This window comes from Capnocytophaga stomatis, assembly GCF_002302635.1.
Lineage (GTDB): Bacteria > Bacteroidota > Bacteroidia > Flavobacteriales > Flavobacteriaceae > Capnocytophaga > Capnocytophaga stomatis.
The window spans coordinates 2471750-2498623 of record NZ_CP022387.1 but is presented as its reverse complement, the minus strand read 5'-3'; the positions used below and the strand labels follow the sequence as shown (position 1 = coordinate 2498623).

The following is a 26874-nucleotide window of genomic DNA, read 5'->3' as shown; positions in this document are numbered from 1 at the left end:
GCTATAACGAGCTTAATATATCAACAAAGGTATCTATTTCTTGCTTTGTGTTGAATTGAGAGAACGAAAACCTGAGTGAAGGTATTTTTAATCGGTCTTCGGGGAGGAAAGCCGTCAGAACGTGTGAGTTTTGGGTGCTTCCGCTTTGGCAGGCACTGCCTTTGGAGCAGGCTATTCCCTTTAAATCGAGGTAAAACAATAATGTATCATTCTTCTGTTGCAAAGAAGGAAATCCCACGTTTATAATTGTGTGTGTACTTTGCATTAAATTAGCGGATTTCCCATTAAATAATGCGTCTGGAAATACTTCTTTTATCCTTTTGATGAAATATTGCTTTAATTCGGATAGATATAACATATTTTCCTCCAAGTTTTTATAAGACTGAACGAAAGCCTTTTCCATTGCTACGATGTTATGCAAAGGTTCGGTACCTCCGCGCATACCTCGCTCCTGCTCTCCTCCAAATATAAATCCGTTTAGGTCAATTCCCTTTCGGATATAAGCAAACCCAACGCCTTTAATTCCGTGAAATTTATGAGCCGAAGCCGCCATAAAATCTACCGAAAGTTCGTTCAAATTCAATCGAAAATGCCCAACAGACTGTACCATATCCGAATGGAAATAAGCTCCGTACAATCTGCAAAGTTCAGAGACCTTTTTCAGCGGAAGAATGTTTCCTATTTCATTATTAATGTGCATTAAGCTGACTAAAACCTTCTGCCGGCTTGTTTTTTCCAAAAGTTCCTTCAAATGATTTAGATCAATGTCGCCTTCTTCCGTTAAACGAACATAATGAATATCAATATTGTATTCCGATTTTAGCAGTTCTGTGCTATGTAACACCGCGTGATGTTCTATGGGCGATGTGATAATGCTTTGCACTCCCAAATCACGAACGCAACCTCGCAGAATGAGATTATTAGCTTCCGTTCCACCCGATGTAAATATAATTTCCGATGCTTGAACTTTCAGTTCTTTGGCAATATTCTTCCTCGCACTTTCAATCAATGATTTTGCAGAACGTCCGAAACTATGCGTTGATGACGGATTTCCGTAAACATCTGAAAGCGTTTGGCTTAAAACTTCTATTACCTCAGCAAAAGGCTTGGTTGTTGAAGCATTATCGAAATATATTCTATCCTTGAGATTCATTAAAGAGCTTAATTTTACCGCAAAGATAACAATTTGATTTATTAAAAAATACGAAAGCCTTAAAAACCAATATTTTTGTCAGACTAAGTGAAGTCGAAGTCTATATCATTATTATAATTTAGACTTCAATTATATTCAATTTACTTTGAATTGTCGAGTTTTAAAATCCTCCTTTGAAGGAGGTGTCCGAAGGACGGAGGATGTCACATTAAAAAAACATCCTCCTACCCCCTTTAAAAGGGGGAATCATAATAACAAACTATTTTTAAAATCCTCCTTTGAAGGAGGTGTCCGAAGGACGGAGGATGTCACGTTAAAAAAACATCCCCCTACCCCCTTTAAAAGAGGGAATCATAATAACAAACTATTTTTAAAATCCTCCTTTGAAGGAGGTGTCCAAAGGACGGAGGATGTCATATTAAAAAAACATCCCCCTACCTCCTTTAAAAGGGGGAATCATAATAACAAATTATTTTTAAAATTCTCCTTTGAAGGAGGTGTCCGAAGGACGGAGGATGTCACATTAAAAGTAACATCCCCCTACCCCCTTTAAAAGGGGGAATCATAATAACAAACTATTTTAAGTTAATTACTCATCTTACCCTACCAATATTCACTTTATACCTCCTTTTTTCTATCTATTGGGACATTATTTTCAAAAAAATACTTAATTCTGAAAATTATTATCTTAATTATTTTTAAATTAAAGATATTTTTTGTACCTTCGGGGCAAATAAAACTATCCTTAGGATAGAATGTTTAATATCTAATTTTATAAAAATATGGCAAAGGATAATTACATTAGCATCGAATTCAGCCAAGAGGAACTTGACAGAATGGACAACCTACTTTCACAACTGGAAGAGATTGTAAAAGAGAAGTTTATTAGCCTCACAACCGAAGAGCGTATGGAACACGCTCGCGTGGGCAATAAAACAGAGGATTGGATTTCACGGGTGAGAATTTTTATGGAGCAATACCCTGATTTGGTACTGCGACATATTAACGTTGAGGAGTTCAACCGTGATTACAAAGCACGACAAGCCTTGCTTCCGCGACTTCGCCGATTGCAAGCCATAACCAACAGAGTAGATGATACTACACTTTTGTTGGGTAGTGATCTTCATTACAACGGAATTACATTTTACAAAGGCGTAAAAGCAATGGCACAGACCAATGCTCCTAACGCTCAAACTATTTACGATGACCTAAAAACACGATTCTCTGGGCGACCATCAATGAGAAAGAAAGATAAAGATGAATCTGCCCCGCAATAAGGGAGTAAAAACCAGCCTAAAGGGAGTTATAATGAGCTAAAGGATAGTTTTAATAAGGTTAAAGCAGTTTATAACTCGCTATTAGGTAGTTTTTAGGAGGTTAAAGGTACTTTTAATTATGAAAAAGCTAATTAAAAGTAGGTTTTAGGAGATTAAAAGTAGCTAAAAGATAGTTTTAAGTAGGTAAAAGATGATTTTTATGAATGACGATTTAGAAAAATATATCCAAAAAATAGAAAAAAATCCTGAAACAGGAGAAGATGAGGTTTGGTTGCATAATTTACCAAAGGATGAGAGTTTATTTACCATAATAAATAAGTTTAGAAAGAAATATGAGGAGAATAAATTTATTATTACAAAAGAAATTTATATTCAAGGAAAAACAATTAATAAGGAGGTTAATTTTTCTAGTTGTGTTTTTATACAAGATGTCAACTTTTTGGCTACACAATTCAAACAAGAAGTAAATTTTTTAAAAACCAGATTTAAAAAGGAAGCTAATTTTTCAGATGTTGAATTTGAAAGTATTGTTGATTTCTCAGAAAGTAAATTTTTATCTGAAGTCATTTTTCAAAATACTAAATTTTTATGGTGGACTTATTTTTCTGAAACTATTTTTTTTTCTAAAGCCAATTTTTTAGGTGCTCAATTTTTATCAATAACTAAATTTTCAGATGTTCAATTTGAAAAAAATACTTATTTTCACTATGTTACATTTAAAGATATTATAGATTTTTCTGGTAAAACTTATTTTAAAGATGCTATATGTTTTGACAGTATAGATTTTCAAAATAAAGTATTATTTTCAAATGTTATTTTTGAGCAAGAAACCCAATTTTTGCATTGTAAGATAGGTTCTAATACTTTCATCAGTTTTGAAGGAGCTACTTTTAAGAAATGTTTGGATATTTCACGTAGTAATTTTCATCATTGCAATCTCCGTTTTTGGAATATTAAGATAGAAGGAGATGAAAACTTATCTCAATATGAAAAATATATTAATGATTTTGGTGATAAAAAAGTAGAACCGTCAGTATATGCTAAAATACGAGAGACTTATCGTACTATTAAAAATGCTTTTTATAAAGAAGATAATCGTATAGAAGGACTTGAGTTTTATAAAAAGGAGATGGACGTTTACGAGAAAGAATTAAAAGAAAAATCTTTCTGGCATAAAGATAGATTTATGTTACTTCTTAATAAAATATCTAATAATTATGGTACAAGTTGGTCAAGAGGGTTGCTTTTTACTATTACGGTAGCATTTATATTTTATCTTTGTATTTTAATTTCTCTTCATAATTCTCTTGAATGGGATATTCGTAGTCTTGATGCTTGGGATAACTTCCTAAAACATTTTTTAGAGGTAATAAATGTAACTCGTTGGAAAGATATAGAACCTTTTGGTGTGGAGTTAAATGGTTTAGCTTATCTCTTCTTATTTATAGGTCGTATTTTTATAGGGTATGGTTATTATCAAACTATTCAAGCCTTCCGCAAATATGGTAAATCCTCCTAAAAAGGAGCTTCGGGCGGGTTATTATGAAAATTTTTTTACTTTTTTATGATTCAAATTGTATAAAAATTGTACATTAGCACACTTAATTTATATTAAATAATCAACTTTAAATTTTTTAAATTATATGGATGCATTAATTTCTCCTATCGGACTTGTTGTGATTCTCGCAATTGTAATTTTTGTGACTATCTCCTCGCTTGTGGCACGTTATAAGCGTTGTCCGTCTGACAAAATTTTAGTAATTTACGGAAAAACCGGCGGAAGCTCGGCTAAGTGTATTCACGGAGGTGGTGCTTTCGTGTGGCCTGTAATTCAAGACTTTGCTTATTTGGATTTGCGTCCGCTTTCCATTGAAGCCAACCTAACCAATGCACTTTCACGCCAAAATATCCGAGTAGATGTTCCCTGCCGGTTCACTATTGCCATTTCCACCGAAGCCGAAAATATGAACGCAGCCGCTGAACGTTTGCTCGGGCTATCTCCGGAGCAAATTCAGGAGCTTGCAAAGGATATTTTGTTCGGACAATTACGCTTGGTGATTGCTACAATGACCATTGAGGAGATTAATTCCGACCGTGATAAGTTTTTGGATAACATTTCCAAAAATGTTGATAGCGAATTGAAAAAAATAGGTCTGAAACTCATCAACGTAAACGTTACGGATATCAAAGATGAGTCCGGCTACATTGAAGCTCTCGGGAAAGAAGCCGCAGCCAAAGCCATCAACGAGGCAAAAATCAGCGTTGCCGAACAAGAAAAAATCGGGGAAACGGGAAAAGCCCTCGCCGACCGAGAAAAAGATACTCAAATAGCAGAAACACATCGCGATAGGGACGTAAAAATCGCCATTACGCAGAAAGATAAGGAAATCAGCATTGCCGAAGCTCGCAAAGATGAGGCTATCGGTATTGCAGAGGCTCAAAAATTTGAATCTATCGGTCGTGCCGAAGCTCAAAGAGATAGCCGTATCAAAATTTCGGAAGCTAATGCCATCGCCATAAAAGGAGAAAACGAGGCTAAAATTGCCATTGCCAATTCGGAAGCTACACGTAGGGAAAAAGAAGCGGAAGCATTGCGGGTAGCAATTACCGCCGAAAAGGTACAACAAGCCAAAGCCTTGGAAGAAGCCTATCTTGCCGAGCAGAAAGCCGAGTTAGCCCGTTCGGAAAGAGAGCGTTCCACACAAATAGCTAATATTATCGTTCCTACGGAAATCGCTAAGCAACAAGCAGTTATCGAAGCCCAAGCCGAAGCAGAACGTATCCGTGAAAAAGCAAAAGGAGAAGCCGACGCCATTTATGCTAAGATGGAAGCTGAAGCAAAAGGTTTGTATGAAATCCTTACCAAGCAAGCCGAAGGTTATAAAGATGTGGTAAATGCTGCCGGTGGCGACCCTACGAAAGCCTTCCAGTTACTATTAATTGAAAAATTGCCTGAACTTGTTAAAACTCAAGTGGAAGCGGTTAAAAATATCAAAATCGATAAAATTACTGTTTGGGATTCGGGTAATAATGAGAACGGAAATAATTCCACAGCCAATTTCGTATCGGGAATGATGAAAACCGTACCGCCTCTTAATGATTTATTTAATATGGCGGGGCTTAATTTACCTACTTATTTGAAAGGAGAAAACCCAACTGAAGAAGCTCCGAAAGAGCTTGGGGAAGGTAAAAGCAAGTAAAAAGCAGCTTTTAGGTAGTATTAATAAAAAATCTCTGTATTAATTACAGAGATTTTTTGTTTGACGTAGATTGTGATTAGCTTATTTTCAAACTTAAAATGGTTATTTTCAGCAGAAAGAGAGTTTATTTTAGTTGTGAATTTTATAAAACATCTAACAGGATTTGATTTTTTACCAAATCATCAAAAGTTTCTGCCTTTCGGATAAGATGTGCTTTGTCATTGTACCAAAGTACCTCTGCCGGACGCAATCGTGAATTGTAATTGCTTGCCATAGTATAGCAATAAGCCCCCGCATTTTTAAAGCAGAGAATATCTCCTTCCGATATTTCGGCAATTTGTCGGTTTGACGCAAAAGTATCTGTCTCACAAATGTATCCCACCACCGAATAAAAGCGTTTTCTTCCCTCAGGATTTGAAATATTCTCAATTTGGTGAGTTGCTCCGTAAAGCATCGGGCGTATTAAATGGTTGAAGCCTGTATCCACCCCCGCAAAAACGGTTGATGTGGTTTGTTTTACAACATTTACTTTCGCCAAGAAAAATCCTGCCTCGCTCACCAAGAATTTCCCAGGCTCAAAAGCTAAAGTTAAGTCCTTGCCATATTCTTTGCAGAACTCCAAAAATCGTGCGGAGAGTTTTTCGCCAAGTTCTTCGATGTTGGTTTGTATATCTCCCTCTTTATAAGGTACTTTAAATCCGCTCCCGAAGTCGATAAAATCCAAATCCTTGAAGTGCATTGCGGTTTCAAACAGAATTTCGGCAGCATAAAGGAACACGTCAATATCCAAAATGTCGCTTCCCGTATGCATATGGATTCCGTTTATTTTCATTTTGGTATTTTCAACAATTCGCAAAATATGCGGAATTTGGTGTATGCTGATTCCGAATTTGCTATCGATATGCCCAACCGAAATATTGGCATTTCCGCCTGCCATCACGTGCGGATTAATTCGCACACAGATAGGAATATGTGGGTATTTGCTTCCAAATTGTTCCAAAAAGGAAAGATTATCTATGTTTACCTGAACTCCCAATGCCGAAGCCTCCTCAATTTCCTCCAATGACACCCCGTTAGGCGTGAAAATAATCTGTTCGGGAGCAAAACCCGCCAATAATCCTAATTTTACCTCCTGAATGGATACCGTATCCAGCCCACTGCCTAAGTTTTTTAATAATTTCAGAACAGAAACATTCGACAGAGCCTTCACAGCATAGTTTATTTGTAATTTCGGGACATTTTTAAAAGCCGAAGACAACCGCTCATATTGTGATACGATTTTATTTGCATCATAAACATACACAGGGCAACCAAACTTATCGGCTATTGCAAGTAAATCTTTCGCTCTCATATCTTTTATCTTTTTATTTGAAGAATATTGAAGCACAAAAGTAGGCTATCTTTTTGAAAAACAAATAGAAAATTAGAAATAACATAATTTTTCAACAAAATGTTTGTTTTGTAACAAGTATCTATATTGTAAAATACATTATAAAAGATTATTTTTGCGGATATTTTTTATTCTTTATAACCAATTGAAAATGCGAGTACATTTTATATTCAGTGAAGATATTGTATTACAAAATTTAATGTCTGAACTTTCAAAAACGGACATAGTTACATCAAAAAATGAGGAGATAACAACTGAAATTGACCTTGTAGTTGTAAGCACAGAGATTTCAGAAACTCACCCTGACATACTAAAAGCCAGCAATTTAGGACTAAAAACCATCTTTTACCCTGAATTTATTCACGAATATTTCAAAAATAAAACCCGCGTGGTCATAACAGGAAGCAAAGGAAAGGAAAACGTTCTTGCAATGGTGCTACATACGATGAATTTCCACGATGTTCCTGTTAGTTACTTCCTTGAAAATCCGATAAATGGAAAACAATTTCAACTCATTGAAGATGCTGAATTCGTATTGATTGAAGGTGATGAAAATCTCATCTCAAATAGTAATTCTCAGGCAAAATTTCTTTCCTATCAGCCTACAGTAGCTTTGATTACAGGAATTTCTTCGGAAGAAAATTCTGAAAAATACAGCAATTTCATTGATAGCCTCACCAAAGGAGGAATTTTAATCTACAACGAGGAGGATTCTTTACTCAAAAACATAGTTAAAACCTCCGAAAACCCAGTTCGTAAGCTGGAATACAAAACTCCTGATTATCAAACAGATGGAAAATCATTATTCTTACTAACCGACGAAGGACAACTTCTATTAAAAAACATTCAGCCACAGGAAGTTATAAACGTGGAAGGAGCCAAATGGGTTTGCCAAAATATGGGCATAGACGAAGTAGATTTCTATGAGGCTATGGTTTCCTTCAGCTGATTTCTTTTTCCCCAACCAAACTAAAAAAGTTACATTTTTTGTTTTCATCATTGGCATAACAATTGCAAGAGATATGTGCATATCGGTGTATAAAAATAAATAATATACTGATATACAGATATGTATTAATATAAAATAATTTTCATTTGTCAGGAATTTTTAATTACTTCTGACATAATGGCACGTATAAATAGTATAGAAATGATTATAGGAAATTTTGACAGTTTTTCGCCAGAATCCTTAGATAGTGATGCAGAATTCATCCCACTAATGACGCCCGAAGATGAGGAAGAAATACAAAATGAATCTTTGCCTCAATCCTTGCCTATTTTGCCTTTGCGAAATATGGTTTTATTCCCCGGAGTTGTGATTCCAATTACCGCAGGGCGAGATGCTTCCGTTCGGTTAATCAATGAAGCTAATGAAGGCTCAAAAACCATCGGAGTAGTTGCCCAAATCAATGAAAATACAGAATTCCCGAAAGGTGACGATATTTACCACTTGGGTACAGTAGCCCGTATCTTACGAGTTTTGAAAATGCCTGACGGAAACGTAACTATCATCATACAAGGAAAAAAACGCTTCGAAATAGATACCATTTTAGAAGAAAAACCTTACATAACAGCCACAATCAAGGAAGTAACCGAAACAAAACCTTTGCAAGAAGATAAAGAATTCAATGCAATCATTGATTCTATAAAAGATTTGGCTATTCAAATCATTCGCGAAAATCCTAATTTGCCGTCAGAGGCTACTTTTGCTATCAAAAACATTGAAAGCAACTCGTTTCTGATAAACTTTGTTTCGTCAAATATGAATGCTTCTGTTGAAGAAAAACAAGAAATATTACAAATAAACGATTTAAAAGACAGAGCTTTAGCAGTTTTAAAATATCTGAATGTAGAACTTCAGAGATTAACACTCCGCAATGATATTCAATCAAAAGTACGCTTTGATTTGGATAAGCAACAACGTGATTATTTCTTGCAGCAACAGATGCGAACAATTCAAGAGGAATTAGGAGGAGTATCTTATGAAGCTGAAATTGACGAACTTAGAGCAAAAGCCAAAACAAAAAAATGGGACGCCAAAATTGGGGAACATTTTGAAAAAGAATTAAGTAAATTACAGAGAACGAATCCGCAAAGTCCTGATTACGGTATTCAGCGTAATTACTTGGAAGTCATCTTGGAACTTCCTTGGAATGAATTCTCAAAAGATAATTTCGACCTGAAACGAGCCCAACGAATCCTTGACCAAGACCACTACGGATTGGAAGAAGTCAAACGCCGAATCATCGAATATTTAGCCGTATTAAAGTTACGTAATGATATGAAATCTCCTATTTTATGTTTTTACGGACCGCCGGGTGTGGGGAAAACTTCATTGGGAAGGTCTATCGCCAAGGCACTAAACCGAGAATACGTGCGTATGTCGCTCGGAGGTTTGCGTGACGAGGCAGAAATACGCGGACACAGAAAAACTTACATCGGTGCGATGCCAGGACGTATCTTGCAACTTCTTAAAAAAGCAAAAACATCAAATCCCGTTTTTGTACTCGACGAGATTGATAAGTTAGGCAGCCATCATTCAGGCGACCCTTCTTCCGCTATGTTAGAAGTACTTGACCCTGAACAAAATAAAGAATTTTATGACAATTTCCTTGAAATGGGCTATGACCTATCCAAAGTGATGTTTGTTGCAACAGCCAATGATTTGGGAAGTATCCAACCGGCTCTTTGTGACCGTATGGAAATCATTAATGTAACAGGTTATACAATTGAAGAAAAAATTGAAATAACCAAAAGGCATTTGCTTCCTAAACAAATTGAAGAACACGGATTAAAATCATCTGATATTCAATTAGGTAAAAAAGAAATTGAACGCATTGTGGAAGGTTACACGCGTGAATCGGGAGTTCGCGGACTTGAAAAACAAATAGCAAAAGTAGTGCGAAACAGAGCCAAATCCATCGCTTTGGAAGAGGATTACAACGTAAAAATTTCCCTTGATGACATAACCAAAATTTTGGGTCCTGCCCGAATGGAACGAGATAAATATGAAGATAATGGCGTTGCAGGCGTAGTCACAGGACTGGCTTGGACGAGCGTTGGAGGAGACATTCTCTTCATTGAATCTACCTTATCAAAAGGAAAAGGAACACTCAACATAACAGGAAATTTAGGACAAGTAATGAAAGAATCTGCAACCATTGCCTTGGAATACATCAAAGCAAATTCAGATTTATACAATCTTGATTCTAAGCTATTTGAAAATTACAATATTCACATTCACGTTCCTGAAGGAGCTACTCCAAAAGATGGACCGAGTGCGGGAATTACAATGCTTACTTCGTTAATGTCTCTTTTCACTCAGAAACGCGTGAAAAAACACTTGGCAATGACCGGAGAAATTACTCTTCGAGGCAAAGTTCTTCCCGTTGGAGGAATTAAAGAGAAAATTTTGGCAGGAAAACGAGCTGGAATAAAGGAAATTGTCCTTTGTAAAGAAAATGAAAAAGATATCTTGGAAATCAAGGAAGAATATCTGAAAGGACTTACGTTCCACTACGTTACCGAAATGGACGAGGTGATAAAAATTGCACTTACCGACAAAGACGTAAAAAACAAAAAGAATTTTGATAAATAACAACAAAAAAGAAATTTGAATTTAGAAGAAAAACATAAAACACGAAAAGAATTAAAAAAACTGGAAATAGAAAAAAGCGTTCATTATCAAATCATCAAAAATACAAAGAAATGGATGGACGATTATTATCTCGACGGAATTATTGGCTTAATTCCCATTGTTGGAGATATTGCAACTCAGTTTTTTAGCTATTCATTTCTGTATGTGGCGGCTGTTAAGGTAAAATCCTACCGATTGACTATGGCTATCTTACTTAATTCATTGATAGACATACTTATAGGGTTAATTCCGTATGCAGGAATAGTGCTTGATTTTGTGCATCGTTCTTATAAAAACAATTTTGAACTGATTGTTGGTTTTGTAAATGATGATAAAAAGGTCATTCAGCAGGTCAACAAACGAGCGTTATGGACAACCATCGGGGTTGTTACCGTTCTGATATTAATCTGTTTGCTGATTTGGCTTATAATAACCACTTTTTCAGGATTATACAAATGGATTTTCAATTAAGAAAAAAGCCGAATATTTTTGAATATTCGGCTTTTTTTTATGCTTTTTCAACGACCAGAATCCCATTTTCTTCCCGAAGAATTTTCACCACGGAATTGGAAGCAATACGTTCCCCTTCAGTCATTGCATCAAGTTCCCGCAGCGTTCCTCTGACGCTCAAAGTAACTTTCCCTCTACCCGATTTTCGCTCGGGAATTGGAATATAAACCTCAGCTATTTTTCCAATTGTTTCACTGATTTTAAACGAATTATCTTCAGCCAAACGCATCAAAACGCGAATTACCAAAAAGAATAAATACACAAACAAACACCCCACGGCAATAGCCACGAAAGTCAGTAGTATTTTGCTGTCAATCAGATGATAAAACGTAATTCCTGTCCAACTGAATCCGAGCAAAAAGTTGATTAAATTTCGCACTGAAAAAACTTGAAAAGGTGCATCTCCACCATCAAAATCTCCGTCAAAATCAGCTTCAAGACCATCGGAAGCATTTGCTCCAATAAAAGTCATCACCGTTTGAATCAAAAATATTACCGTTGTTGGAATCGCAACAAACCAAAATCCTTTCAAAAAGAAATCCATATTATCAAAAATTTCCATAAATAGCTTTTTTTATCGCACCGAAGATACAATTTTTTTCGCAAATAAACAAAAAGTTCTTCCAAAAATAAAAAAGTAATTTTTTTCGGTAAGAGTTCATTTTTTCGTAATTTTGACGCTCATTTGTGATTAATTAATTATATTTTCATATGAAACGATTTATTTTTAGCTTATTAACTTTGTGTTTTGCTATTTACTCCACCGCTCAAGAGGCGAAAACTATCAAAGTTTTTGAAAATGCACTTATCAACTTTGCTGACAAAGCAGAAACTCCCTCTGGAATTATCCGTCTGCAACAAGGACGATTATTGGTTAAAAAAGTAACTGTCCCCGAATATCGCAAAGGTACAGATGTTTCCGTTTCCGTTACAATTCGCTCTAATGGAGACACTTGGGACAAATCAGGTTCGTGTTTCGTTTTCAAAAATGAAGATTTGATAAATGTTATCAATGTAGCTCAAGGAAGCAAAAAATTACCTTCTGAAAGCGGGCATAATAATGATTATAACGGAATTAAATCAGTTTCTGGATATGATTTGCCAATTGAGGTATTGCGTTTTATGACTCCTTTCGGTGTGGGGCATTACAGTGATGAATCAAAATTCCCAAATATGCGTTATTACCGCCCCGTTTCTGTTCCAAAATGGGAAGAAAAAGTGGTTTGGACACAAGATGTTTCTCAGTTAGAATCTCTGCTTACGGGAACATTCTACATCGGAATTTGGATTGATACTTGGACAGATAAAGGTTATCTTGCCGATGTATCTTTGACGTATTCTGGCAGACCTCGCCCTAAAAAAGTCGTAACTCCCTTAATTAACACAATTTATTACGTAAACGGACAAAAAATACCAGACCTTTTCGCTAAAACAAGCCTAAAACACACTATAAATCTGAAAAAAGACATCAAAAATGCAGAATTATACTATATAACTACGGGTCACGGAGGGCATTCCGGTGGTGACGAGTTTACAAAAATCAATAATTCGGTGTATTTTGATACGAAAAAAGTAATTGACTTCATTCCTTGGCGTGATGATTGTGCTTCTTTCCGTCGTTTTAATCCTTCTTCAGGAGTTTGGACTAAAAAAGATACAGCAATTGCTTACAACGAAAATCGTGAACGCGTAAAAAAAGCCGTTGAGGAGCGATTAGCCTCATCCGATTTATCACGTTCCAATTGGTGCCCGGGTTCTTCGGTAGTTCCTGAAAATGTGAAACTTGGCAACTTGAAAAAAGGCAACCATTCTTTGGAAATTGTAATTCCTGCAACGTCCAACACAGGCGACCAGCAGAATCATTGGTTAGTTTCGTGCTACTTGGTTTCTGACAAATAATATTTTCCCACCAAAAAGGCTGTGTGGAAAATTTCTTGGAGTTTTGCACAGCCTTTTTGTTTCTTTCCTAAAATAGCTTGCTATTTTTTATCAATAATGAAAGAATAACCTTTCAAAATCATCTATCCTTTATCGCTTTAATTCAAAGATTTTCAATTTTTTCTGTGCGTTTCTAACAGCGATAGTTTCCACTTTTTTTGCTATATTTGCCCACTAAAAACGAAATCTTATATATGCTAACAATAAAGCGAAATCATCAATCAATTTGTGAAATCTTTGAAAAATATATGTCCACAACTGAATATGAGGATATTGATTTCATATTTGACTTGGTTTACTATCATCGTGCAAAATACACCAAGAAAACTCCTGTTGTCAGAATTGACGAATTGCTTTCCGAAATACGCAACGATAAAGCAAAAGCAGATTTTCTGACTCAAAAATTATATTCTGTTTTCTCAAAAAAAGAAAAAACAAACCTTTTAACCGATGCCGGTTTGCTTAGCAGTGTTTCCTTTTTCAGGGAACTTCGCCGAAGACTTTCACATCAGCTTATTCCCGACCAGCCTTCGCATAATAGCATACAATATGTTCTAAATCAGATATTTTACAAATCTTCTGACTCTGTTTGGTTACAATCCGTTCCGATGGAAGATTGGCACAGTCTTTTTGATGTACTTTCATTACCAACGTTTTATGACGATTCCAAAGATAAAGCCACTTCCAAAGAGATTTTATTATCAATGATGATTCTCTCACAACGGATGGGCGGATTTGCTCTTCAAACCGATGTGATGCGTATGGTTCCGGAATATTCATCACTTGAAAGCCCGTTCATTGCCATTGATGAAGAACTCAACGCCATACATCGGAATATGGAGGCCAAAAACAAGGCTTATTTGGATATGGAAGAATACAAACTGGATTACAAACAGCTTAATATTCTGTCCGAACAATGTGAAAATTTTGTAGAACAAGCAGTTAACAACACATCTAAATACGGAATTTCATTCAGCGTAAACCAAACTCTTTTGCTTATTCGTCAGCAAATACGACGAATCCGAAAGCTTTATAACTTTCTGTTTATCAGCAGTGAGGAAGAAAAACGAACCAAAACAATTCAATTTTATTTAAGTTTGGTCAAAACCAACGCCAAGAAAAATAACGTTCGTAAATTGATAAATGACAGCGTTTACAACATTACTTACGAAATTACAAACTACACGGGAAAAACGGGGGAACATTACATAACTTCCGGAAGCAAAGAATATTTCACTATGTTCAGAACCGCATTGTGGGGCGGAGTTGTCGTAGGATTTATGTGTTTGGCAAAATTATTTCTGTCCAAATTAGATACAAGTGAATTTATTTATGCATTGAATTACAGCTTGAATTATGCCATTGGTTTTGTTGTTATTTATTTGGTTGGTGCTACATTAGCTACCAAACAGCCCGCTATGACGGCTTCAACCATCGCTAAAACCTTAGAAAACCTGAATACTAACGACAAAAAGAAAAAAGAGAAACAATATTCCGAGTTTTCGGCGTTATTCACAAGGCTTTTCCGCTCGCAATTTATTGCTTTTGCAGGAAACGTTTTGGCTGCCTTTCCCGTGAGTTTACTACTTATTTGGGGGCTTTTTTATCTGACAGGTTATAACTTAGCCGAATCAAAAAGCGATAAACTGCTGGCAGAGTTGGACATACGTCAAACGCCTGTGTTTCTGCACTCTTGTATTGCGGGAGTATTCCTTTTTCTTTCCGGAATTATTGCAGGAAACGTGGCGAGTGTTAATAATTTCAACAATTTTTACTATCGTTTATCAGAACATCCTGTTTTGAAAGGGGTTTTTGGCAAAGAAAAAATGGTTAAAATTTCCGGTTGGATGCAAAAAAAATGGCCTGGAATCATTTCCAATGTTTGGTTTGGTTTCTTTATGGGATGCACGGGAGTTGTCGGAACATTTCTGGGGCTGGATTTGGACATTCGTCACATTACCTTTGCAAGCGGAAGTTTGGCTTTAGGGCTTTTCGGAGCTGGTTTTAACGTCACTTTAAACATACTGATTTGGACAATTATCGGCATTTTCATCATCGGATTTGGGAACTTTATTGTTAGTTTTTCGTTATCGTTGTGGATAGCTTTACGTTCACGTGAAGTTCCTCTTTATGAATTAAAAAACTTGACAAAATCCGTTTGGGTACGTTTCAAACAGAATCCGATGGCTTTTTTCCTTCCCGTAGGAAATGGAGATATTGATAGCCAAAAGCAATAATTTCAACACATAACATTCTTATTAAGAAAGAGAAACATAAAGAAAACAATGAAATACAAAATTTTTATATTATTTTTTATTATTCAGAATATTTCTGCCCAAAAAATTAATCCTTTGGTAGCAAAAGATGAGCAAGAACAAAAAAAATGGGTAGAAAATACGTATAAAAATATGTCCTTAGATGAAAAAATAGGGCAATTGTTTATGGTTTCTGTATTTTCAAGCCAAATTGGAACCAAAAATACGGAATATATTAAAGAATTAATCAAAAAATATCACATCGGAGGTATTATATTCTCGAAAGGAGGACCAAAACGTCAAGCTAAGCTAACAAATGAATACCAATCTTTATCAAAAATCCCTCTATTTATGTCAATGGATGCCGAATGGGGATTGGCAATGCGTTTGGATTCAACCTTTGCTTATCCTTGGAATATGACGATGGGAGCTATAAAGAACAACGAACTCATTGAGCGTGCCGGATTCCGTATTGGGCAGCATTGCAGACAGCTTGGTATGCAGTTTAATTTCGCTCCGGATATTGATGTAAATACAAATCCCGCAAATCCAATCATTGGGAATCGTTCTTTCGGAGAAGATAAACAAAATGTAGCCCTTAAAGGAATTGCTTTTACAAAAGGAGTGCAATCGGCTGGAATTCTGGGAAGTGCAAAACATTTTCCTGGTCACGGTGACACTTCAAAAGATTCACATAAAACTCTGCCATTGATTAACTTTCCTTCCGAAAGGCTTCACGAAATAGAAATGTATCCTTTCAGAGAATTAATAAATAACGGTGTTGCCAGCGTAATGGTCGGTCATTTGAATATCCCTGCACTCGAATCAAAAGTGGGGCTTCCTTCTTCCCTTTCCCATCACATTATCACCGATATTTTAAAGACTCAAATGGGATTTGAAGGTTTGGTTTACACCGATGCTCTTGGAATGAAGGGCGTTTCGGAATATTTGCCTGTGGGCGAAGTGGAAGTCGCTGCTTTTTTAGCGGGAAATGATATTCTACTAATGCCTGAAAATCTTGTAAAGGGCTTTGAATCAATAAAAAAAGCTTATCAAAGTAAAAAAATCACTGAAGAACGTTTAGCGTATTCAGTTAAAAAAATTCTAATGGCAAAATACAAAGTTGGTTTGTATAAATTTGAACCACTGAATTTAGAAACCATTAACCAGAATTTACATACGCTTGAAGACGATTTACTTTTGGAAGAAATTTTTGAAAACGCTTTGACTGTTGCCAAAAATGAAGATAAACTATTACCTATAAAGAACTTAGATAAACAAAAAATTGCTTATATCAAGTTTGGAAATGATAGTGGCTGGACATTTTACACAAATCTGCGAAAATACGCCGATGTAGCGATTATCGAGCCTAAATCCACAGAACAATTGCTGAAAAGCACCGAGCCATATCAAACGGTCATCATAGGCTTGCATAAACCCGACAAAACTCCGTGGGATGCGTACAAATTCACGAAAGAAGAACTTATTTGGCTGGAGGAAATTGCAAAGAAAAAGAAAGTAATTCTTTCTGTTTTTACTCGACCTTACGCTTTGCTGGATGTGAAAAACTTAACAAACATTGAAAGCATCATAGTTTCATACCAAAATCACAAAGTTGCTCAGGAAAAAACCGCTCAACTTATTTTTGGAGCCATTGAAGGAAAAGGAGTTTTACCTGTTTCGGCGCATCCTGAACTACCTGTAAATACGTCTGTTAGCACGCCAAAAATTGGTCGTTTGTCCTACGGATTACCTGAAAGTGTAGGATTAAGTTCAAAAAAACTCAGTTCTATTGACAGCATCGCTAAAGTTGTTCTTGATAAAAGAATGGCTCCTGGAATGCAAATTTTGGTCGCAAAACAAGGAAAAATTGTATATCGAAAAAACTTCGGAACACTTGACTATAACGAGAAAAATTTGGTGAAAGACAATTCTATTTATGACCTTGCTTCTCTTACTAAAATTTTGGTTACTTTACCCGAATTAATGAAAATATACGCCCAAGAAGGATTCAACATAAATTCCTCATTTTCAGATTTACTTCCCGAATTGAAGAACACCAACAAAGGGAATTTGAAAATGATGAATGTTTTGGCTCATTACGCCCAATTCCCTTCGTGGATACCTTTTTACCTGAAAACGCTTGATACTCAAAAAAAACCTCTAAAAGAAGTTTATAGTAATGTAAAAAGCAATGATTTTTCAGTTCAAGTGGCAAAAAACCTTTACATAAAAAACGATTACAGCAATTTTATTTATCAACAAATTGACGATTGCGACCTCATCAAACGAAAAAAGTATCTGTACAGCGATTTACCTTATTATTATTTCAAAAAATATATTGAAAAAAAGTCAAATATTTCACTTTCAGAGGCAATTCAGCAGGATTTTTATCGCGGAATGGGTGCATATCACCTCACCTATTTTCCGTTAGAGCGTTTTCCTTTAGGAAATATCGCACCTTCGGAGGTTGATAATTACTTCCGAAGACAAGAAATACGCGGATATGTACACGACCAAGGAGCTGCAATGCTCGGTGGTGTGGGCGGACACGCCGGGCTTTTCGGAAATGCAGACGATGTGGCAAAAATGATGCAAATGTTTCTACAAAAAGGATATTACGGAGGAGAATGGTACTTACAACCACAAATTGTTAACTTATTCAATACGTGTATGTTCTGTAGTGAAAACAACCGAAGAGGATTAGGATTTGATAAACCACAAATTGACGGAGAAGGTCCTACGTGTGGTTGCGTCCCGATGTCAAGCTTTGGGCATACGGGTTTCACTGGCACATATGCTTGGGCAGACCCTGATAATGAAATAGTTATTGTTTTTCTGTCAAACAGAACCTTTCCCACTGCTGAAAATAACTTATTAATCAAGGAAAATATTCGTCCGAAAATTCAGCGAATTGTTTATAATTCAATCATAAATTAATCTATTAAAGGCATAAAAAAATCCCTGAATATCAGGGATTTTTTTATATTATTTACTATTCCTGTGGAGGATTCATCTTAAAAGACTCCATAAACTTAGTGGTGTAATTACCAGCCAAATAATCCGGGTCGTCCATTAATTGTAAGTGGAAAGGAATCGTCGTTTTTATGCCCTCTACCACGAATTCATCCAAAGCCCGTTTCATTTTTGCTATTGCCTCTTCACGAGTTTGAGCCGTAGTTATGAGCTTCGCAATCATTGAGTCGTAGTTAGGCGGAATCGTATATCCGTCGTACACGTGTGTATCCAAACGTACTCCGTGTCCGCCCGGTGCGTGGAATGTAGTGATTTTTCCCGGTGAGGGACGGAAATCATTGTAAGGGTCTTCCGCATTGATGCGGCATTCTATAGAGTGTAACTTCGGAGTATAGTTTCTTCCGGAAATAGGCACTCCGGCAGCAACCAAAATTTGCTCACGAATCAAATCATAATCAATAACTTGCTCTGTAATTGGGTGCTCAACCTGAATACGTGTATTCATTTCCATAAAGTAGAAATTACGGTGTTTGTCCACCAAAAACTCTACGGTTCCCGCTCCTTCATATCTTATGTATTCGGCTGCTTTTACCGCTGCTTCTCCCATTCGCTTACGCAGTTCTTCCGTCATAAAAGGTGAAGGTGTTTCCTCCGTCAATTTTTGGTGACGACGCTGGATAGAACAATCTCTCTCCGAAAGATGGCAAGCTTTTCCGTATTGGTCTCCAACTATCTGAATTTCAATATGTCTTGGTTCTTCAATGAGTTTTTCCATATACATACCGTCATTACCAAAAGCGGCTGCAGACTCTTGTTTTGCACTTTCCAAAGCTTTTTCAAGGTCTTCCTCTTTCCAAACGGCACGCATTCCGCGTCCTCCTCCTCCGGCAGTTGCTTTAAGCATCACGGGATATCCCATTTCTTTGGCTACTTTTTTGGCGTGCTCGAGTGACTCGATTAATCCGTCTGAACCCGGAACGGTAGGCACTCCCGCAGCTTTCATCGTAGCTTTAGCTGTTGCTTTATCTCCCATTTTGTCAATCATTTCAGGAGAAGCTCCAATGAACTTTATACCGTGTTCGGCACAAATTTTTGAAAACTTAGCATTTTCAGATAAAAATCCATATCCTGGATGGATTGCATCAGCATTGGTTATTTCTGCTGCGGCAATTATGTTAGAAATCTTCAAATATGAATCTTTACTTGCTGGAGGTCCTATACAAACAGCTTCATCAGCAAAACGAACGTGCAAACTGTCCGCATCGGCTGTTGAATATACTGCTACAGACTTAATTCCCATTTCGCGACACGTACGAATGATACGCAAAGCGATTTCACCTCGGTTGGCTATTAATATTTTTTTAAACATAGGTCTGTTTAATTATAAATTCTAAATAAATTTAGTATATCATACTAATTCAAATCAAAAAAAATGTGATTTCTAAGCTGGTTCAACCAAGAAAAGAGGCTGGTCAAACTCAACCGGAGATGAATCATCTACCAATACTTTCACAATTTTACCAGAAATTTCTGATTCTATTTCATTGAATAATTTCATTGCCTCAATGATACAAATCACATCACCTTTTTTAACAGTAGTACCTACCTCAACAAATAAAGGCTTATCCGGTGCAGGACGTCTGTAAAAAGTTCCAATCATAGGAGACTTAATAGTCACATACTTACTATCATCATTTGCTGTTGCAGGCTTTGAATCCGATGTTTCAGACACTGCCGTTTGAGGCACTGTTACTGCTTGTTGTACAGGTAATTGAGGCATTGTTGCCATAGGCATCTGCTGAACAAACACTTGCTCTCTGGCACTTTCTTCCGGATTTGTTTTTATGGTGATTTTGATATCTTCCATCTCAAGCTTCACTTCACTTGCCCCTGACTTTGCAACAAATTTAATCAAATTTTGAATGTCTCTTAAATCCATAATATTCGTTATTAGGTTGTTATCGTAATATATTTATTATTAAAAATTAGTAAGCCCACTTTAGGTATATCGCTCCCCAAGTAAATCCGCCCCCAAAGGCAGCCAGAATGATATTATCACCTTTTTTGAGCTGATTTTCATAATCTTTTAAAGCCAAAGGAATGGTAGCTGACGTGGTGTTTCCGTATTTGTGAATATTCACCATTACTTTATCTTCCGTCAAGCCAATTCGCTCTGCCGTAGCATCAATAATTCGCTTATTTGCTTGGTGCGGCGTTAGCCATTGAACATCATCTTTTGTTAGTTTATTGCGTTCCAAAATTTCGGCAGCAACACCTGACATTCCGGAAACAGCATACTTGAAAACAGTCTTTCCATCTTGATAAACAAACTGTTTTCCTTCCTTAACATCTTGTTCGGTTATGGGCAACATTGAGCCTCCAACCTTTATATGCAAATAATTTCTTCCTATTCCGTCACTTCTCAAAATTTCATCTTGAACTCCCAATCCTTCGTAATTAGGCTCGAATAACACGGCTCCGGCACCATCTCCAAAGATAATGCAAGTAGCACGGTCAGTATAATCAATAATAGAAGACATTTTATCAGCTCCTATTAACAGAACCTTTTTGTATTTACCTGATTCAATGTATCTTGAAGCCACAGAAACTCCGTACAAAAAGCTTGAGCAGGCTGCTTGCAGGTCAAAAGAAAATGCATTTGTAGCTCCAATTTCGGACGCCACGTAAGGTCCTGTCAATGCCACCGGCATATCGGGCGTTGCCGTAGCAAGAATTACCAAATCTATCTCCTTGGGATCCAATCCTTTTTTATTGATAAGATCTTGAGCTGCTTTAATTGCCAAATATGATGTTCCCTGAGCTTCTTCTTTTAAAATTCTTCTTTCTTTAATACCAGTGCGTGTATAAATCCATTCATCATTGGTATCTACCATTGTCTCTAACATTGCATTTGTCAGCACAAAATCAGGGACATAGCCTCCTATCGCTGTTATTGCAGCAGTTATTTTTGTCATAATAATTTAAAAATTGTATGATACTTACTCAAAAAGTACTGTATAAACTCGGGCAAAAATACGTAATTATTATTTAGTTTTCTAAAAAATACCTCTTTTTATTAGAAGTAATCCTCTGAAAACAGCCTTTTCTCAAGAATTTTACTCAAAAAAATATGATACATTCTTGTTTATGGCACCTAATCTCTCAGCACTAACCGACTTGCAAAGTTAGAAAAAAAACATATTATTTACTAACAAATAACCAATTTAATTTCGAAATCTGTCACCTAAAAGCTCAAAAGAAAAAACCTCACAGAATGACATCTGCAAGGTTTTCTTTTTTTAAAACAATTTCAAAACGGAAAATCTATTCACCAGCTACAGTAACATTAAGAGTTCCTGATTTTCCTGTTATTTTATCTTTTACCGTGATTGTAGTTGTGCCTGCTTTTTTTCCTGTAACATCAAAATAGAACACATCACCAGTACCGTTATTAGTTGCTTCCGAAATAGTTACCAAATCAGGATTTGCAGCAGAAATTTCAAAAATTCCGCTTCCTTTTACATAAGTTCCTGACGATACTTCTTCTATTTCCAGTTCTATTTCTTCATTGGCAAAATTCAATTCAAATTCAGGTAAAGGAAGTACGGTTACAGTAACTTTGTGATTATTAACCCCATCCGAAACATTGATATTGGTTGTTCCTTCAGAAATTCCTTTAAAATAGATGTATCTATCTCCCCAAGTATCAGTTTCTACTTTTTCAAAAACGGCTATATTTGAAGCTTCTGAAACGGAATGTTCCTTAGTAGGATTTCCCTCAAAAATTGCAATATAAGCCGATACTCCTCCCGCAATAGCCTGAGAAGCCACATTGCCTCTAATTCTTAGTTTTTGGGTTACTTTCTCTCGTACGGTAACTTGTATCACTCCTGATTGATTTGTAGCTTTATCGGTTATGGTAACTTGAGTAGTTCCTGCTTTTTTACCAACAATGTCAAAAAAGTAAACATCGCCCGAACCGTAGTTATTAGGCTCTGAAACTGTTATAAAATCAGGATGTTGGATACTGATGTCAAAATCACCACTTCCTTTCACACCTGCTCCAATGGATGTTTCTCCTACTTTTATATCAAATGTATTTTTAAGTAATTTAAAATCAGGTGCCCCAACCACTGTTACAGTAACTTGAAACGAAGTAACTCCGTCAGAAATAGTAACTTTTGTAGTTCCTTTGCTTACCCCCTCTTACATAAACGTATCTATCTCCCCACTCGTCAGTTTCTACCTTATCAAACACAGCAATACTTGGATTTTCGGATGTGCAAAGCTCTGCCACAGGCATTCCCGAATAAAGTGCAGTTTCTCCACGTCCGCCTACTTGTACATCATTGATTGCTTTTCGCCCGATACTGAGTTTCTCGGCAGTTTTAACTGTTACATTGATTCTTTTAGTTTTATTAGCTTGGGTGTCTGTCACGCTAATTATCGCATTACCAGCCGTAATTCCTTTAACCACAACTTTACCCGCAGAAATTGTAGCTGTTGCGATATTTTCTTTATCCGAAACTGCGGTAAACTGACCAGAACCTCCCGTAATAGCAATTTCTTGAGTTTGGTTTACATTAAGAGTCACATTTTCCGTCACTTGAAAATCTCCGTACTGTGAAGTAACTGAAATTTTTGCTGATTTCCCTGTCTGTGAATTACTTACAGTAACTTCTGATTGTCCGCCTTTTTTAGCTACAATTTTCACGTTTTGATTTTCCAAAGTAGCCGTTACAACATCATTATTTACAGACACTTGGAAAGCACCTTCGCCCGAAGTAATCGCAACGGTTGCAGTTTCGCCTACACGCAAGGAAACCTCCGTTTTACTCAATACAATATCCGCCGAAGCAGTTACTTCTACCTCAAGGTTTACTGATTTTTGAGAAGTAACATCAGTTACAGTAACTATTGATTTTCCTGCCTTTACAGCAGTAATTTTTATAGATTTCCCTTCTAAAATAGCTGTAATATTTTGATTATCAGAAGTTATTTTAAAATTATTTCCTTCCGAAGTTATATTTACAGAAGCGGTTTCTTTTTCTCTCAAAGTTACTTTATTTTGTGACAAAGTTATTGAATTGAATACCAACACGTTAATTACCGATTTCTCTTGTGTTTTCACATCGGTAACCGTGATTTGCGTTCTGCCTGCTTTTTTGGCAGAAATTTTAATGCTTCGTCCGTCAGAAGTAGCGGTTGCAATTTCAGCATTTTCCGAATTCGTAACAAAAGGACCTTCACCCGAAACGACAATAACGGTACTTTCTGCTTGCGGATTTACCTCAACCTCAGTCTTTTCCAATTGAAGCGATGCCGTAACCACTGCTTCGATGGCAAAAGTGCGATTTGTTCTGGTATCCAAAACCGTAACAATAGCTTTTCCGCCTTTTAACGCACTGATTTTCACATTTGTACCTTCGATGGTTGCACGAACCACATCATTGCTTGACTTTACTTCATAAGGACCTTCGCCTTGCGAGATAGAAACGCTTTTTTCTTCGCCGATTTTCATTGCAACTTTCGAAGTTTCAACGTCAATGGATTTGAAAACGGTAACCTCAACCATCGCTTTTTGGTTCGTTTTGGTATCAGTAACGGTAACAACGGACTGACCGGGTTTTAATGCAATTATTTTCAGTATTTTATCCTCCTCGAAGGCTTTTACTCCATCGTTGTCCGTCTCCACTTTAAAAGGACCTTTGCCTGCCAAAATTTTAACAATTTCTTCTTCATTTACTCGAAGTCCCGCCTGATTTTTATCCAAAGCTACTGTAGCATAAACAGTTACGATAATATTTGTAGTGCGGTTAATTTTAGTATCTGTTACCGAAACTGCTGTTTCTCCGGCTTTTACGCCCGTTATCTTGATGTTTTTTCCTTCCAAAACAGCGGTTGCAATTTCTGCATTTTGGGTAGTGACTTCAAAAGTACCTTCACCGGAAATAGTTATGATTTCTTCTGATTTTTCACCCAAACCAAGCTCGTATTTCGATAAATTTACTGCTTGTGAAACTGTTATTTCTATTGCTGTTCTTTTGTGCTTGAAATCGGTAAGAGTTACTGTAGTTTTACCTGATTTTAAAGATTTTACAACCAACAAATTTTCACTAACAGAAACCGTAGCAACTTCCGTATTGGACGATTTTGCTTTATACTTTCCGTTTCCTGTGAGGATTTTCAAGGTTTTATTATCGCCTTCAAACAGTGAAAGTGTTTCTGCTTCCAACGTGATTTCCAACGGAGCTCCCGAACTTTTTTCGTCCTTTTCACAAGACCACAAAAGGGCTAATCCGAGTACAATTAATCCTAAAAATAAAAGGTAGCTTTTTCATTTTATTTTCTTTATTTTATTAAATATTTATATGTAAGTGATTATTTTACAACCATTTATTCCTTCGGAATCACCAACTTAAAGCCTTTTCCTCGAAGCACGAGGCTTTCCTGTCGAATTTCTTCAACGTAAAGACGGTTTGTTCCGTTTGAAATTCCGAGAAATTGCTCTCCCTCTGGATAAACTTCTACTTGAATATCAGCGTGTTTGCCCTGAACTAAATTAGTAGCAGAAGCTATTTTCAATACTCGTGGCGTGCTATAAGACTGCGTTTGCGTTTTTCCGTACGGATTAACCCCTGTTGCCATCCACACCCCTACTCCTTTGCGTTTGACCACCATTTTGGGGGCAACTTGGCGAGAAAGTGTTCGCCTTGTATTATCGTAATAACCAAAGGCTTGCGAATCTCCACCAGATTCAGCAATTACCTTTAACTGCTTAGTTTCAACTCCTTGGGCAGAAATCCGAACAACGGCTTCCCCTTCATAATGGGCGAACAACTCCAAAATTTTGGTATTTCCGTTCCATTTGTAAAGCAAAATTCCGTCGGGGTCATCAACTTCCAACGTAGGTTCATCACCCCCACCGTCTATACTCACAAACTTGCTTTCTTCATTGGGGTAAATTCGAACCACCTCCTGACTAATACTCACCTGAGGGGGAACTACATTGATTTTCAAATGTGCTTTCTTGTCGTGCGAAATTACCGTTGCAAAGGTTTCTCCCTCAAACAACCCTTTGATTTTGAGCGTATCCTGATGTACGGAGGCTTGTGCCACTTTGGAATTTTCGATGTTCACGGCAAACTTTTCATTTCCGCCCGAAAGCAAAATATATCGCGTGGTTTGTTTATTGACCGAAACCTCACGGAGCGACTGCTCGTCCTGCCCGATTTTTATTTCAGGAATTGCATTGTGATTTTCCTTCTCGCACGAAGCAAAAAGACTTAAAATGGCAATACTTATGATAATCGTATATTTCATAACTCTCTTATTTTCATTTATTACTGAACTTCCAAATCATATTCTATTTCCCATTGACGGTCAACGGCTTCAATTATAATGATTTTAAACTTCTGTTTTCCTTTTTGGGGGAAGGTAAGCTGGTCGCCGTTGGGTTGTACTTCTTTTCCGTTTACAAAATAGGTAATTCTGGCAGAAGCATCAGCCAAGTCATTGTAAAACAAATCAATCGTTTGCTTACAAATACCATCATCGTTAAGCGTACGCAAGTGCGGAACACGCCTAATGTCATTGATACCGTACTGCATTGATTGTGTTCCTTTGGTAATGTGGTTGGTATATTCGGACGCATTGGCTCCCTTCACAGCTCTTACTTTGAACGTGTAGTTGGTTTCTGGTTCCAAACCTCTTACTAAAAACGAATTGGTAACGACACGTTGCGGAGCTTGTGCATCTACCACAACTTCCCATTGCAATTGGGGGTCGGCTTCCTTATCCCACGACAGAAGAGCTTCCCGCTGGAAGGTCTGAACCTGAAAACGAGTTGGAGCAGATAATTGCGTATTTCCTCCTCCTGTGTCGCCCTTATACACTAATGAAACATCATCTATCATAATATGGCCACTCCCACTGGAACGACTCATTACAAAAGCCACTCCCATTTTGGTAATCCCAATAGGTACAGTAAGTTCCACCTCGCGTTTTGTCCATTCTGAGGCTTTGGGAGTTACTTTTCCTTTGGAATCTCTTTTTATAGGAGAAGCACTGGAACTGTTATACCAACTTACTACAAGTTCCATATTCTCACGATTTATTGTGCCTTTGTACCAATACGTTAGCAGATAAGTTGCTCCCTCTTGAACATCAATCGCTGCCGAACTGTAATTGTCATCAATCACATAAAATTGACCTGCATTGGCATACAATTTAGGACAATATTGCCCCGAACGTGCCTGTTCATTCCCAAAATCATCATTTCTAAAAAATATATTGTTTGAAAAACTCCAATTTTTGGGCTTTTTCCCCAGAGTATATTCCTCAAATCCTCCGTTAGGGATTAAATTTTCCTGTGCTTGGGCAATCCACGAAAGCCCCAAAAGCAATGTTATAAGTATTCGTTTCATATTTATCGTATTTCTGTAATTTCTGTTACACGTCACTTCGAGTGAATTTTATCGCAGTGCCAACGAAGATAAAGTTTGTATCGAGAAGTGATTTTATTCCCTGAAAGTTCTC

General features: G+C 36.8%; 19 protein-coding genes. 9 read left to right on the top strand and 10 right to left on the bottom strand.

The annotated features are described in order from the left end of the window. Position 1: 1 nt before the first annotated feature. Entirely contained in the window at positions 2-1153 is a 1152-nt protein-coding gene (locus CGC58_RS11075) for a cysteine desulfurase family protein (RefSeq protein ID WP_095896760.1), read from the bottom strand. Positions 1154-1935: 782 nt separating this feature from the next. Between CGC58_RS11075 and CGC58_RS11065 the strand changes: the two genes are divergently transcribed. From CGC58_RS11065 to CGC58_RS11055, 3 genes are all read left to right on the top strand, one after another. Then, a complete protein-coding gene (locus CGC58_RS11065; RefSeq protein ID WP_095896758.1) occupies positions 1936-2430 on the top strand; it encodes a hypothetical protein in 495 nt (164 codons plus the stop codon). Positions 2431-2629: 199 nt separating this feature from the next. After that, positions 2630-3949 carry a pentapeptide repeat-containing protein gene (locus tag CGC58_RS11060; RefSeq protein WP_095896757.1) on the top strand — a complete coding sequence of 440 codons (1320 nt, stop codon included), beginning with the start codon at positions 2630-2632 and terminating at the stop codon, positions 3947-3949. A 124-nt stretch (positions 3950-4073) separates the two neighbouring features. Further along, the gene (locus CGC58_RS11055; RefSeq protein ID WP_095896756.1) at positions 4074-5630 is read left to right on the top strand and encodes a flotillin family protein; all 1557 of its coding nucleotides are present in this window, start codon (positions 4074-4076) and stop codon (positions 5628-5630) included. Positions 5631-5772: 142 nt separating this feature from the next. On the opposite strand, the gene lysA is transcribed toward CGC58_RS11055, so the two are convergent. Further along, positions 5773-6981: a diaminopimelate decarboxylase gene (gene lysA / locus CGC58_RS11050; RefSeq protein ID WP_095897217.1), complete on the bottom strand. Its 1209-nt coding sequence runs from the start codon at positions 6979-6981 to the stop codon at positions 5773-5775. A 238-nt stretch (positions 6982-7219) separates the two neighbouring features. Here lysA and CGC58_RS11045 point away from each other — a divergent pair, with 238 nt between their 5' ends. The 3 genes from CGC58_RS11045 (at position 7220) to CGC58_RS11035 (ending at position 11128) form a co-directional block, all read left to right on the top strand. Further along, entirely contained in the window at positions 7220-7969 is a 750-nt protein-coding gene (locus CGC58_RS11045) for a Mur ligase domain-containing protein (RefSeq protein WP_232748838.1), read from the top strand. Between the two features lie 201 nt (positions 7970-8170). Further along, positions 8171-10618 (top strand): endopeptidase La, encoded by a 2448-nt coding sequence (gene lon, locus CGC58_RS11040; protein ID WP_095897216.1) that lies wholly within the window; start codon positions 8171-8173, stop codon positions 10616-10618. A 15-nt stretch (positions 10619-10633) separates the two neighbouring features. Next, on the top strand, positions 10634-11128 hold the full coding sequence (locus tag CGC58_RS11035) for a DUF4112 domain-containing protein (protein ID WP_095896754.1): 495 nt from the start codon (positions 10634-10636) through the stop codon (positions 11126-11128). Positions 11129-11165: 37 nt separating this feature from the next. Here the strand turns inward: CGC58_RS11035 and CGC58_RS11030 are convergent, their stop codons facing one another. Then, positions 11166-11729 (bottom strand): NfeD family protein, encoded by a 564-nt coding sequence (locus CGC58_RS11030; protein ID WP_095896753.1) that lies wholly within the window; start codon positions 11727-11729, stop codon positions 11166-11168. Between the two features lie 149 nt (positions 11730-11878). Between CGC58_RS11030 and CGC58_RS11025 the strand changes: the two genes are divergently transcribed. The 3 genes from CGC58_RS11025 (at position 11879) to CGC58_RS11015 (ending at position 18300) form a co-directional block, all read left to right on the top strand. Continuing rightward, positions 11879-13066 (top strand): PNGase F N-terminal domain-containing protein, encoded by a 1188-nt coding sequence (locus CGC58_RS11025; protein WP_095896752.1) that lies wholly within the window; start codon positions 11879-11881, stop codon positions 13064-13066. A gap of 233 nt (positions 13067-13299) precedes the next feature. After that, positions 13300-15342 carry a recombinase gene (locus tag CGC58_RS11020; RefSeq protein WP_095896751.1) on the top strand — a complete coding sequence of 681 codons (2043 nt, stop codon included), beginning with the start codon at positions 13300-13302 and terminating at the stop codon, positions 15340-15342. Positions 15343-15390: 48 nt separating this feature from the next. Continuing rightward, a complete protein-coding gene (locus CGC58_RS11015; protein ID WP_095896750.1) occupies positions 15391-18300 on the top strand; it encodes a glycoside hydrolase family 3 N-terminal domain-containing protein in 2910 nt (969 codons plus the stop codon). Positions 18301-18355: 55 nt separating this feature from the next. Here CGC58_RS11015 and accC read toward each other — a convergent pair whose 3' ends face one another. The 7 genes from accC to CGC58_RS10980 all read right to left on the bottom strand — a co-directional run bounded on the left by accC (position 18356) and on the right by CGC58_RS10980 (position 26762). Continuing rightward, positions 18356-19705 carry an acetyl-CoA carboxylase biotin carboxylase subunit gene (gene accC, locus CGC58_RS11010; protein WP_095896749.1) on the bottom strand — a complete coding sequence of 450 codons (1350 nt, stop codon included), beginning with the start codon at positions 19703-19705 and terminating at the stop codon, positions 18356-18358. 72 nt (positions 19706-19777) lie between these two features. Beyond that, complete coding sequence (gene accB / locus CGC58_RS11005; protein ID WP_095896748.1) at positions 19778-20275, bottom strand: acetyl-CoA carboxylase biotin carboxyl carrier protein; 498 nt, start codon at positions 20273-20275, stop codon at positions 19778-19780. 46 nt (positions 20276-20321) lie between these two features. Next, the gene (locus CGC58_RS11000) at positions 20322-21311 is read right to left on the bottom strand and encodes a beta-ketoacyl-ACP synthase III (protein WP_095896747.1); all 990 of its coding nucleotides are present in this window, start codon (positions 21309-21311) and stop codon (positions 20322-20324) included. Between the two features lie 349 nt (positions 21312-21660). Beyond that, positions 21661-22470: a hypothetical protein gene (locus CGC58_RS10995; protein WP_095896746.1), complete on the bottom strand. Its 810-nt coding sequence runs from the start codon at positions 22468-22470 to the stop codon at positions 21661-21663. 31 nt (positions 22471-22501) lie between these two features. After that, positions 22502-24625 (bottom strand): hypothetical protein, encoded by a 2124-nt coding sequence (locus tag CGC58_RS10990; RefSeq protein WP_095896745.1) that lies wholly within the window; start codon positions 24623-24625, stop codon positions 22502-22504. Positions 24626-24732: 107 nt separating this feature from the next. Continuing rightward, positions 24733-25659 carry a hypothetical protein gene (locus CGC58_RS10985; RefSeq protein WP_232748836.1) on the bottom strand — a complete coding sequence of 309 codons (927 nt, stop codon included), beginning with the start codon at positions 25657-25659 and terminating at the stop codon, positions 24733-24735. Positions 25660-25679: 20 nt separating this feature from the next. Next, positions 25680-26762: a fibronectin type III domain-containing protein gene (locus CGC58_RS10980; protein WP_095896744.1), complete on the bottom strand. Its 1083-nt coding sequence runs from the start codon at positions 26760-26762 to the stop codon at positions 25680-25682. Positions 26763-26874: the final 112 nt, after the last annotated feature.

What these genes read in the sequence shown, in the direction of transcription:
- CGC58_RS11000 (WP_095896747.1), bottom strand. Translation starts at nt 21,311, where the DNA reads ATGACAAAAATAACTGCTGCAATAACAGCGATAGGAGGCTATGTCCCT.
- accC (WP_095896749.1), bottom strand. Translation starts at nt 19,705, where the DNA reads ATGTTTAAAAAAATATTAATAGCCAACCGAGGTGAAATCGCTTTGCGT.
- CGC58_RS11065 (WP_095896758.1), top strand. Translation starts at nt 1,936, where the DNA reads ATGGCAAAGGATAATTACATTAGCATCGAATTCAGCCAAGAGGAACTT.
- CGC58_RS11075 (WP_095896760.1), bottom strand. Translation starts at nt 1,153, where the DNA reads ATGAATCTCAAGGATAGAATATATTTCGATAATGCTTCAACAACCAAG.
- CGC58_RS10985 (WP_232748836.1), bottom strand. Translation starts at nt 25,659, where the DNA reads ATGAAATATACGATTATCATAAGTATTGCCATTTTAAGTCTTTTTGCT.
- lysA (WP_095897217.1), bottom strand. Translation starts at nt 6,981, where the DNA reads ATGAGAGCGAAAGATTTACTTGCAATAGCCGATAAGTTTGGTTGCCCT.
- CGC58_RS11030 (WP_095896753.1), bottom strand. Translation starts at nt 11,729, where the DNA reads ATGGAAATTTTTGATAATATGGATTTCTTTTTGAAAGGATTTTGGTTT.
- CGC58_RS10980 (WP_095896744.1), bottom strand. Translation starts at nt 26,762, where the DNA reads ATGAAACGAATACTTATAACATTGCTTTTGGGGCTTTCGTGGATTGCC.
- CGC58_RS11025 (WP_095896752.1), top strand. Translation starts at nt 11,879, where the DNA reads ATGAAACGATTTATTTTTAGCTTATTAACTTTGTGTTTTGCTATTTAC.
- CGC58_RS11060 (WP_095896757.1), top strand. Translation starts at nt 2,630, where the DNA reads ATGAATGACGATTTAGAAAAATATATCCAAAAAATAGAAAAAAATCCT.
- lon (WP_095897216.1), top strand. Translation starts at nt 8,171, where the DNA reads ATGATTATAGGAAATTTTGACAGTTTTTCGCCAGAATCCTTAGATAGT.
- CGC58_RS11020 (WP_095896751.1), top strand. Translation starts at nt 13,300, where the DNA reads ATGCTAACAATAAAGCGAAATCATCAATCAATTTGTGAAATCTTTGAA.
- accB (WP_095896748.1), bottom strand. Translation starts at nt 20,275, where the DNA reads ATGGATTTAAGAGACATTCAAAATTTGATTAAATTTGTTGCAAAGTCA.
- CGC58_RS11015 (WP_095896750.1), top strand. Translation starts at nt 15,391, where the DNA reads ATGAAATACAAAATTTTTATATTATTTTTTATTATTCAGAATATTTCT.
- CGC58_RS11055 (WP_095896756.1), top strand. Translation starts at nt 4,074, where the DNA reads ATGGATGCATTAATTTCTCCTATCGGACTTGTTGTGATTCTCGCAATT.
- CGC58_RS11045 (WP_232748838.1), top strand. Translation starts at nt 7,220, where the DNA reads ATGTCTGAACTTTCAAAAACGGACATAGTTACATCAAAAAATGAGGAG.